Origin of the sequence: Burkholderia sp. Ac-20345 (genome assembly GCF_017104825.1) — a bacterium.
Classification (GTDB): Bacteria; Pseudomonadota; Gammaproteobacteria; order Burkholderiales; family Burkholderiaceae; genus Burkholderia; species Burkholderia lata_B.
On sequence record NZ_JAAGPO010000276.1, the window covers coordinates 1 to 10,503 of the forward strand.

Annotated in this window: 9 protein-coding genes; 7 read left to right on the forward strand and 2 right to left on the reverse strand. The window is 68.3% G+C overall.

Features of this window, described 5'->3' with window-relative positions; all coding sequences use genetic code 11:
• Positions 1–1,883 (forward strand): heavy metal translocating P-type ATPase (locus tag G3O06_RS43915; protein ID WP_205819815.1); only part of this gene is annotated, 1,883 nt, incomplete at its 5' end.
• 10 nt (positions 1,884–1,893) lie between these two features.
• Entirely contained in the window at positions 1,894–2,262 is a 369-nt protein-coding gene (locus G3O06_RS43920; RefSeq protein WP_174970606.1) for a zinc ribbon domain-containing protein, read from the forward strand.
• 86 nt (positions 2,263–2,348) lie between these two features.
• On the opposite strand, the gene G3O06_RS43925 is transcribed toward G3O06_RS43920, so the two are convergent.
• Complete coding sequence (locus G3O06_RS43925) at positions 2,349–3,227, reverse strand: AraC family transcriptional regulator (protein WP_205819816.1); 879 nt, start codon at positions 3,225–3,227, stop codon at positions 2,349–2,351.
• Between the two features lie 277 nt (positions 3,228–3,504).
• On the opposite strand from G3O06_RS43925, the gene G3O06_RS43930 reads away from it, so the two are divergent.
• From G3O06_RS43930 to eutC, 4 genes are all read left to right on the forward strand, one after another.
• On the forward strand, positions 3,505–4,968 hold the full coding sequence (locus tag G3O06_RS43930) for a mechanosensitive ion channel (RefSeq protein ID WP_174916764.1): 1,464 nt from the start codon (positions 3,505–3,507) through the stop codon (positions 4,966–4,968).
• A gap of 332 nt (positions 4,969–5,300) precedes the next feature.
• Positions 5,301–6,713, forward strand: coding sequence for an ethanolamine permease (eat, locus tag G3O06_RS43935; protein ID WP_174970603.1), 1,413 nt, complete (start codon positions 5,301–5,303; stop codon positions 6,711–6,713).
• A 96-nt stretch (positions 6,714–6,809) separates the two neighbouring features.
• Positions 6,810–8,207, forward strand: a complete 1,398-nt coding sequence (locus tag G3O06_RS43940) for an ethanolamine ammonia-lyase subunit EutB (protein WP_174970601.1) — start codon at positions 6,810–6,812, stop codon at positions 8,205–8,207.
• Positions 8,204–8,998 carry an ethanolamine ammonia-lyase subunit EutC gene (gene eutC, locus G3O06_RS43945; protein WP_174916761.1) on the forward strand — a complete coding sequence of 265 codons (795 nt, stop codon included), beginning with the start codon at positions 8,204–8,206 and terminating at the stop codon, positions 8,996–8,998. Before G3O06_RS43940 ends, eutC begins: the two co-directional genes overlap by 4 nt.
• A gap of 66 nt (positions 8,999–9,064) precedes the next feature.
• Here eutC and G3O06_RS43950 read toward each other — a convergent pair whose 3' ends face one another.
• The gene (locus G3O06_RS43950) at positions 9,065–9,949 is read right to left on the reverse strand and encodes a LysR family transcriptional regulator (RefSeq protein ID WP_205819818.1); all 885 of its coding nucleotides are present in this window, start codon (positions 9,947–9,949) and stop codon (positions 9,065–9,067) included.
• Positions 9,950–10,104: 155 nt separating this feature from the next.
• Between G3O06_RS43950 and G3O06_RS43955 the strand changes: the two genes are divergently transcribed.
• On the forward strand, positions 10,105–10,503 hold a 399-nt coding region (locus tag G3O06_RS43955), incomplete at its 3' end, for an MFS transporter (protein ID WP_205819817.1).

Consider the following 10,503-nt stretch of genomic DNA (forward strand, 5'->3'; position numbering starts at 1 on the left):
TGCCGCTGGCCCTGGCCGGCGTCGCCGCGATCGCGTCCGAAGGCGCGACCTGGGCCGGCCTGCCCGTGTGGCTCGCGGCGGCGCTCGCGCTCGCGGCGGTGCTCGCATGCGGGCTCACCACGTACAAGAAAGGCTGGATCGCGATCCGCAACGGCAACCTGAACATCAACGCGCTGATGAGCATCGCGGTGACGGGTGCGATGGCGATCGGCCAGTGGCCGGAAGCCGCGATGGTGATGGTGCTGTTCACGATTGCCGAGCTGATCGAGGCGAAGTCGCTCGACCGGGCGCGCAATGCGATCCAGGGCCTGATGCAGCTCGCGCCGGACACCGCGACCGTGCAGGACGCCGACGGGTCGTGGCGCACGATCGAGGCCGCGCAGGTGGCGCTCGGCGCGGTCGTGCGCGTGAAGCCGGGCGAGCGGATCGGGCTGGACGGCGAAGTCGTCGCGGGCCGCTCGACGGTGAACCAGGCGCCGATCACCGGCGAAAGCCTGCCCGTCGAAAAGACGACCGGCGACGCCGTGTACGCGGGCACGATCAACGAATCGGGTTCGTTCGAATATCGCGTGACGGCTGTCGCGGCCAACTCGACGCTCGCGCGGATCATCCACGCGGTTGAAGAAGCGCAAGGCGCGAAGGCGCCGACGCAGCGCTTCGTCGACCAGTTCGCACGCGTCTACACGCCGATCGTGTTCGCGGTCGCGCTGCTGGTCGCGGTGGTGCCGCCGATCGTCATGGGCGGTGCGTGGCACGACTGGATCTACCGCGCGCTGGTGCTGCTCGTGATCGCGTGCCCGTGCGCGCTGGTGATCTCGACGCCGGTGACGATCGTTTCGGGGCTCGCGGCCGCGGCGCGACGCGGGATTCTCGTGAAGGGCGGCGTCTATCTGGAAGAAGGGCGCAAGCTCGCGTGGCTCGCGCTCGACAAGACCGGCACGATCACGCACGGCAAGCCGGTGCAGACCGACTTCGACCTGCATGCGGACGACGCCGATGCGGCACGTGTACGGCACCTCGGCGCGAGCCTCGCGGCGCGCTCCGATCACCCGGTGTCGCAGGCGATCGCAACTGCAGCGCGCGACGCCGGCACGACGGCCTTCGCCAATGTGCAGGACTTCGAAGCGATCGTCGGGCGCGGCGTGCGCGGCACGATTGACGGCACGCGCTACTGGCTCGGCAACCACCGGCTCGTCGAGGAGCTCGAGCGCTGCTCGGCGGCCCTCGAAGCGAAGCTCGATGCGCTCGAGCGGCAGGGCAAGAGCGTCGTGGTGCTGGTGGACGAAGCGCGCGTGCTCGGCATCTTCGCGGTGGCCGACACGATCAAGGATACGAGCCGTGAAGCGATCGCCGATCTGCATGCGCTCGGCATCCGCACCGCGATGCTGACGGGCGACAACCCGCATACCGCGCAGGCGATCGCGCAGCAGGCCGGTATCGACGACGCACGCGGCAACCAGTTGCCGGAAGACAAGCTCGCGGCGGTCGAGGAACTGTCGGCCGGCGGCGCGGGTGCGGTCGGGATGGTCGGCGACGGCATCAACGATGCGCCGGCACTCGCGCGCGCCGACATCGGCTTCGCGATGGGCGCGATGGGTACCGATACGGCGATCGAGACGGCCGACGTCGCGCTGATGGACGACGACCTGCGCAAGATTCCCGCGTTCGTGCGGCTGTCGCGTGCGACGCATCGCGTACTGGTGCAGAACATCGGCTTCGCGCTCGGCGTGAAGATCGTGTTCCTCGGCCTCACGGTCGCGGGGCTCGGCACGATGTGGATGGCGGTCTTCGCCGACGCGGGCGCAAGCCTGATCGTCGTGGCCAACGGTTTGCGGCTGCTGTCGTCCTCCGGGGCGTTCGGCGGCGCGCAGGCCAAGCGTTGAGGAGCAGGCGATGAGCTTTCTGAAACGAATCCTGGGCGGCCACGGCGGTGGCCACGGCGGCGGGCACGGCAACAGCGGCCACGGTGGCGGGCATCACGGCGGGCAGCGCCAGGACGGGCATGGCGGCCACGATGCGCGCGGCCGCGATCGCTATGGCTGGGGCTGGCAGGCGCCGGCCGACAGTCGAAGCGGGCAGGCCGGTGGCAACGTGCCGCTGAGCCAGCTCGCCTGTGCGGGCTGCGGCGCGCTCAATGCGTCGGATGCGCGTTTCTGCGCGCAGTGCGGTGCCGCGCAACGCGGCAAGTCCTGCAGCCGTTGCCACTCGGCGCTGGCGGACGACGCGCGGTTCTGTCCCGGGTGCGGGACGCAGGCTGCGTAAGTTTGCCGGCCATTCGCGCCGGCGGCGTGTGAACGCCGGCCGGCGCGCTTCGTTTCACGGCCGGGGCAGGCGCACCGGCCTTTCGATCAGCGCAGCGGCAGGTAGATCTCGGTGCGCAGGTCGGCCGGCGCCGCATCCATCGGCGTATTGAGGTACAGCTCGAACGGCGGCGCGTCGGCGGCTTCGCGGCCCGAGTGACGCAGCCAGTCGCCGTAGAGCCACTGGTAGGCCGTCTTAAGGTCTGCATACGGCCCGGTATGCAGCAGTACCGCGTATTCGCCACCCGCCACCGTCGCGCGCTCCACCGGCGGCGCGGGCTCGATGTCCGGCGTGCCGTCGGCCGGCATGAAGCAAGCCTTCGCGCGCAGCTGCGCTTCGGGCGTCGTGTCCGGATCGTCGTAGAAGATCCCGAGCATCTTCGTGCCCGGGCCGATCAGCCCGCGCGGGCCGGCCCACGCACCGATCCGCGCGAACGCGTCACCGACCTTCAGGTACGACCCGGTATGCGCCACCGCATAGCCGTGCAATTCCGGCAGCCGCCGGATCTCGACTTCATGCTTGAACATGTCTTCTTCTCCACGCTGTAGCGGATAGATGGGGCGGTGGCTGCCCGTGCGCCGGTGCTGCACGGGCGGCACGCCGTATGCGTCGCGAAACGCCCGCGCGAACGCGTGCGTCGAACCGTAGCCCGCGCGTCGCGCGATCTCGTCGATCGGCCGCGCCGTGCACACGAGATCCTCCGACGCGCGCACGATTCGCATCCGCCGCACCGTCAGCGTGATCGATTCGCCATACAGCGCGCGATAGACGCGCTGCCAGTGATACGGCGACAGGCACGCGACTTCGGCGAGCCGGTTCAGGTCGAGCGGGCCGTCGAGGTGCCTGCGGATGTACTCGTGCACGCGCGCCACGCTGGCCGCGTAGCGAAGCCAGGTGGGCTGGTCGGGTTTCGTTTCGACGGTCATCGGCGTGTCCGGGCAAGAACCGACGTCACGGTAGCACGGCCCGAATTGATAAATCTTGCGGAAATGCGTAGGAGGCCGACAAATCCGGCCCTTTTATATTTCGACGAAATGGGGTCTTGCCCCCCAGCGATCTATGACTAAAGTTAAAGACGGTGAAATCGGGTGATCGCGTCATTTTTCTCGGGTAAGTTGCTCCGTCGGGGCAGCACGCATTTCGAAGTACGCAGGTAGTTCGTCGATGTTCAATCGCAACACCACGTTTTCGGGAGAAGAAGAAATGGATGCTTCCAGCTTCATCACGTCGCTGCAGACCACGCTAGGGGGGTATCTGCCAAAGATCGCCGGCGCGATCGGCATCCTGGTGATCGGCTGGCTGATCGCCGTCGTGGTGCGGGCCGGCGCGCTGCGCCTGCTCGGCGCGCTGAAGGTCGACCAGCGGATCAACGAAAGCACCGGCCAGGGCGCCTACGTCGAGCGGATCATCGCCGGTGGCCTGTTCTGGCTCGTGCTGCTCGTCACCGCGGTGGGCATCTTCAACGTGCTCAACCTGTACGCGGTCTCCAATCCGTTCTCGCTGCTCGTCACGCACATCGTCAACTACCTGCCGAACCTGCTCGGCGGCGGGGCGCTGACGCTGATCGCGTGGCTCATCGCGTCGCTGCTGCGCAGCCTCGCGAACCGCGCGCTGAAGGCGAGCAAGATCGACGACAAGCTGTCCGAAGGCGCCGGCATGCAGCCGATGAGCGGCTATCTCGGCGACGTGCTGTTCTGGCTCGTGATCCTGATGTTCCTGCCGGCGATCCTCGCGTCGTTCGCGCTGTCGGGGCTGCTGTCGCCGGTGCAGGGGATGGTCGACAAGCTGCTCGCGATCGTGCCGAACCTGTTCGCGGCCGCGGTGATCGGCATCGTCGGCTGGATCGTCGCGCGCGTGCTGCGCGGCCTCGTGACGAACCTGCTCGTCGCCGCCGGCGCCGACCGCCTCACGCAGGGTCTCGACAGCCCGACGCCCGTGCGCGTGTCGAGCCTGATCGGCACGATCGTCTACGTGTTCGTGTTCGTGCCGACGCTGATCTCCGCGCTCGACGCGCTGAAGATCGACGCGATCTCGGTGCCGGCCACCAACATGCTGAACCAGTTCCTCGGCGCGGTGCCGGACATCGTCGCGGCGATCGTGATCGTGCTGGTGACGTTCTACTTCGCGCGCTTCGTCGCGTCGCTCGCGCAGAAGCTGCTGGAAGCCGCGGGCGCCGACGGGCTTCCGGCCGTGCTCGGCGTCGAGCGCGTGTTCTCGGGGATCCTGCAGCCGTCGGTGCTGGTCGCGCGGCTGATCGTGTTCTTCGCGATGCTGTTCGCGTCGGTCGAAGCGGCGAACCGGCTCGGCTTCTCGCAGGTGCGCGACGTCGTCACGCTGTTCATCGAATTCGGCGGCCACGTGCTGATGGGCGGCGTGATCCTCGTGATCGGCGTGTGGCTCGCGGGCCTTGCGCGCCGCGTGATCGAGCAGGCCGACCGCGAGCACAGCGTGCTGTTCGCGCGCATCGCGCAATTCGCGATCCTCGGCCTCGTGTTCGCGATGGGGCTGCGCGCGATGGGTATCGCGAACGAGATCGTGCAGCTCGCGTTCGGCCTCGTGCTCGGTGCGATCGCGGTGGCGGTGGCGCTGTCGTTCGGCCTCGGCGGCCGCGAAGCGGCCGGCAAGCTGCTCGACCGCTGGTTCAACCAGCGCGGCGGCGGGCAGTAAAGCCACCGTCGAGCATCCGTCCGGCCGCGCTGCGTGGCCGGACGGCGCTGCGGCAGCGTGTGTATCCAGCCGGGCGAGGACGGCATGCGACAGCGTCCGCTCGTGCGGCGACGCCAGCGCCCGGCCGTCGGCGCAGGCTGCCGCTGTGCCGCCTGCGTCGCGTCGGCCTCGTGCCGATCGGCTTCGTCCCCCGTTCCGGGTCTGCGTTTCCGCAAGCGAAATGTCAGCCGCGATCTTTGCCGAATTTCGATAACACGTCGTTTAATGACTCTCTAGCATCGATTCTCAGTCGCGCAGGCCGCCAGGCCCGGCGCCTTTGAGGAGAGAGTCCGATGAAAGCAGAGTCGAATGGCCGGCCCGCCGCCGGCGCCAAGTCGTCCGGCCAGCCCGCGCTGCAGCAGACGCTCGGGACCTGGCAACTGTGGGGCATCGCGGTCGGCCTCGTGATTTCAGGCGAATACTTCGGCTGGAGCTACGGCTGGGCGAGCGCAGGCACGCTGGGTTTCGTCGTCACCGCGCTGTTCGTCGCGGCGATGTACACCACCTTCATCTTCAGTTTCACCGAGCTGACGACGTCGATCCCGCATGCGGGCGGCCCGTTTGCCTACGCGCGCCGTGCATTCGGCCCCACCGGCGGTTATCTCGCCGGGGCTGCGACGCTCGTCGAGTTCGTGTTCGCGCCGCCCGCGATCGCGCTCGCGATCGGCGCCTACCTGCACGTGCAGTTCCCCGGCCTCGAGCCGAAGCATGCGGCGATGGGCGCGTATCTCGTGTTCATGGCGCTGAACATCGTCGGCGTGCAGATCGCCGCGACCTTCGAGCTGGTCGTCACGCTGTTCGCGATCTTCGAGCTGCTGGTGTTCATGGGCGTCGTGTCGCCGGGCTTCGCGTGGAGCAACTTCATGAAGGGCGGCTGGTCGGGCGCCGATCATTTCAGCGTGGGCGCGTTCCACGGGATGTTCGCGGCGATCCCGTTCGCGATCTGGTTCTTCCTCGCGATCGAAGGCGTCGCGATGGCCGCCGAGGAAGCGAAGAACCCGAAGCGCTCGATCCCGATCGCGTACGTGGCCGGGATCCTGACCCTCGTTGCACTCGCGATCGGCGTGATGGTGTTCGCCGGCGGCGCGGGCGACTGGACCAAGCTCGCGAACATCAACGACCCGCTGCCGCAGGCAATGAAGTACATCGTCGGCGCGAACAGCGGCTGGATGCACATGCTGGTGTGGCTCGGGCTGTTCGGGCTGGTCGCGTCGTTCCACGGGATCATCCTCGGCTATTCGCGCCAGATCTTCGCGCTGGCCCGCGAAGGCTACCTGCCCGAATGGCTCGCGAAGGTGCATCCGCGCTTCAAGACGCCTTACCGCGCGATCATCGCGGGCGGCGTGGTCGGCATCGCGGCGATCTACAGCGACGAGCTGATCCAGTTCGGCGGGCAGACGCTGACCGCGAATATCGTGACGATGTCGGTATTCGGTGCGATCGTGATGTATATCGTGAGCATGGCGTCGCTGTTCAAGCTGCGCCGCTCGCAGCCGAATCTCGAACGGCCGTTCCGCGCGCCGCTGTACCCGATCTTCCCGGCGTTCGCGATCCTGGCGGCGCTCATTTGTCTCGGAACGATGGTGTACTTCAACGGGCTGGTCGCGCTGGTGTTCCTCGGCTTCCTCGCGCTCGGCTATGCATACTTCCTCGCGACGCGTTCGCAGCGTGCGAGTGCACCCGGCGACGCGCTGCTGGAGGAGTGAGCAAGGTGAAGGTGAACGTGAAAGGCCGTTCCTGACGGCATCCGGCGCGCCCCGTTGAACGGGCGCGCCGTCGGCTTTTGGCAAGGAGACTCGCAGATGTCCTATACGGAGACGATCGGTCCGCGCACGTACCGCTTCGCGGACCTGAAGACGCTGCTCGCGAAGGCGAGCCCGCTGCGTTCCGGCGACCAGCTCGCCGGTGTCGCGGCGGCGAGCGAGGAGGAGCGCGTCGCCGCGAAGATCGCGCTCGCGGGCGTGCCGCTGAAGGCATTCCTGAACGAAGCGGTGATCCCGTATGAAGACGACGAGGTCACGCGCCTGATCGTCGACGATCACGATGCGCAGGCGTTCGCGGAAATCTCGCACCTTACCGTCGGCGATTTCCGCAACTGGCTGCTGTCGCCGGCGGCCGACGGCGCGGCGCTCGAACGGATCGCGCCGGGCCTCACGCCCGAGATGGTCGCGGCCGTGTCGAAGCTGATGCGCAACCAGGACCTGATCGCGGCTGCCAGGAAGCGGCGCGTCGTCACGCGCTTTCGCAACACGGTCGGGCTGGCCGGCCGGATGTCGGTGCGGCTGCAGCCGAACCACCCGACCGACGACGTGAAGGGCATTGCCGCATCGATGCTCGACGGGCTGATGTACGGCTGCGGCGACGCGATGATCGGCATCAACCCGGCCACCGACAGCCTCGCGGCGATCGTGAAGCTGCTCGCGATGATCGATGGGTTCCGCGAACGCTACGGCGTGCCGACGCAGTCGTGCGTGCTCACGCACGTGACCAACACGATCGCGGCGGTCGAGAAGGGCGCGCCGGTGGATCTCGTGTTCCAGTCGATCGCGGGCACCGAGAAGGCGAACGCGAGCTTCGGCATCTCGCTCGCGCTGCTCGGCGAGGCGCGCGAGGCCGCGTTGTCGCTCAAGCGCGGCACGGTCGGCAACAACCTGATGTACTTCGAGACGGGGCAGGGCAGCGCGTTGTCGGCGAATGCACATTTCGGCGTCGACCAGCAGACCTGCGAAGTGCGCGCGTATGCGGTCGCGCGCAAGTTCGAGCCGTTCCTCGTGAACACGGTGGTCGGCTTCATCGGGCCCGAATACCTGTACGACGGCAAGCAGATCATCCGCGCCGGGCTCGAGGATCACTTCTGCGGGAAGCTGCTCGGCGTGCCGATGGGTTGCGACATCTGCTACACGAACCACGCGGAAGCCGACCAGGACGACATGGACACGCTGCTGACGCTGCTCGGCGCGGCCGGGATCAACTTCATCATGGGGATTCCGGGCGCGGACGACGTGATGCTGAACTACCAGAGCACGTCGTTCCACGACCAGCTCTACGTGCGCGAGGTGCTCGGGCTGCGCCGCGCGCCGGAATTCGAGGAGTGGCTGGAAACGATGGAGATCGCCGACGCGCACGGCGCGTTGCGCGCTGCGACGTCACGCGTGCCGCTGCTCGCGGGCGCGAACGACTGGATGGGGATTTCGGCATGAGCGACGCCGTCGAAAAGAACCCGTGGGCGCAGCTGAAGTCGTTCACGAACGCGCGGATCGCGCTCGGCCGCGCGGGCAACAGCCTGCCGACCGCGCCGCTGCTCGCGTTCAACCTGTCGCATGCGCAGGCGCGCGACGCGGTGCACCAGCCGCTCGATAGCGACGCATTGCGGCGCGAGCTCGATGCGGCCGGCTTCGCGACGCTCGGCGTGCAGAGCGCCGCGCCCGATCGCCAGCATTACCTGCGCCGGCCGGACCTCGGCCGCAAGCTGTCGGATGAAGGGCGCGCGCTGCTGGCCGCGCACGGCGACGCGGTGAGCGGCGACGGACCCGACGTCGTGTTCGTGGTCGGCGACGGGCTGTCGGCGTTCGCGGCCGCGAAACAGGCGTTGCCGTTGCTGCAGGCCGTGCGACCGCGGCTCGATGCGGATGGCTGGCGGATCGGCCCGGTGGTGGTCGCGACGCAGGCGCGTGTCGCGCTCGGCGACGAGATCGGCGAGCTGCTGCGCGCGAAGGTCGTCGCGATGCTGATCGGCGAACGGCCGGGGCTCAGCTCGCCGGACAGCCTCGGCGTGTACCTGACGTGGGCGCCGAAGGTCGGTTGCCACGACGCATTGCGCAACTGCATCTCGAACGTGCGGCCCGAAGGGCTGCCGTACGCGGGGGCCGCGCACAAGCTGCATTACCTGATGACGCATGCGCGCCGGCTCGGGCTGACGGGCGTCGGGCTGAAGGACGACAGCGATGCGTTGCTGCCGCAGGCGGAAGCGGAACGGATCGGGGCGGACTGAAAAGGGGGGCGCGCTGGTGGCTGCCGCGTGGCGGCATTCGCGTAGTTCGAGCGGCCTGCGGGGCGGCTACCTGAACAGCCGCTCGCACAGAAAATCGACGAACACGCGCAGCTTCGGCGACAACTGCCGGCTCGACGGCCACACGATCGAGAACTGCCCCGGCGCGATCCGGTAGTCGTCGAGCACGGTGACGAGCGCGCCGTGTTCGAGCGCGTCGCGCGCGAGGAAGTCGGGCATGTAGCCGATGCCGAGCCCCGCGAGCACGGTGCCGCGCAGCGCTTCCATGTTGTTGCAGGTCAGCGCGGTGCGCAGCTTCAGCGGCGTGCCGTCGTCGGCCGCGAGTGCCCAGTCCTGCAGCTTGCCGGTGGTCGGGAAGCAGTAGCGCACGCACTCGTGCGCTTCGAGATCGCGCGGCGTGCGCGGCGTGCCGGCCTGCGCGAGATACGCGGGCGTCGCGCACAGCACGAATGCGAACGGGCCGAGCCGCCGCGACATCAGGCTGGAATCGGACAGCGGGCCGCTGCGGATCACCGCGTCGAAGCCGCCTTCGACGACATCGACCATCCGGTCGTTGAAATCGAGATCGAGCTCGACGTCCGGGTAGCGCTGCCGGAATTCGGGCAGCACCGGCAGCAGGAACCGGTAGCCGATCACCGGCAGGCTCACGCGCAGCCTGCCGCGCGGGCGCTGTGCGGAGGCCGTCACGGTCGCTTCCGCATCGCGGAAATCCTCGAGGATCCGCTGGCAGCGTTCGTGGAAATGCCGCCCTTCTTCGGTGAGCGTGACGCGTCGCGTCGTGCGGTTGAACAGGCGCACGCCGAGCGACTGCTCGAGTTTCGCGATCGTCTTGCCGACCGCCGACGCCGAGATGCCGAGCGTGCGGCCGGCCGCGACGAAGCTCAGCGCTTCGGCGGTGCGGACAAAGGCGACGATGCCGGTCAGGTTTTCCATCGAATCGAAGGGCATGCGCCGACGCGCGCAGTCGAGTGAATTACGGAATTTTAGTCCGTTATATGCGGAGCTTCGCGTAGTTTTTCGCGGATTGAATCGGATTTATCTTCTGTCGCTCTGACGGCGCATCTGCGCCGGCTTTTCGAGGAGCGATGATGGATCACCCTTTTTCAGCCGCTTCAGCCGCTTCAGCCGCTTCAGACCCGTCGGCACGCCGGCGCGCATGGGTGCTGGCCGCCGTCTGCATGGCCGCCGTCGCGCTGCCGCTGTCGTTTTCGGGCGGCGCGGTCGCGACGCCCGCGATCGGCCACGACCTGCACGGCGGGACGGTCGCGATGAACTGGATCACCAACGCGTTCATGCTCGCGTTCGGCAGTTTCCTGATGGCGGCCGGCGCGCTGGCCGACCAGTTCGGCCGCAAGCGCCTGTTCGCGATCGGCGTCGGCGGCTTCACGCTGATGTCGGTCGCGCTCGCGTTTGCGCCGTCGATGCTCGCGGTCGACCTGCTGCGCGCCGCGCAAGGGTTCGCGGCGGCCGCGGCGCTCGCGGGCGGC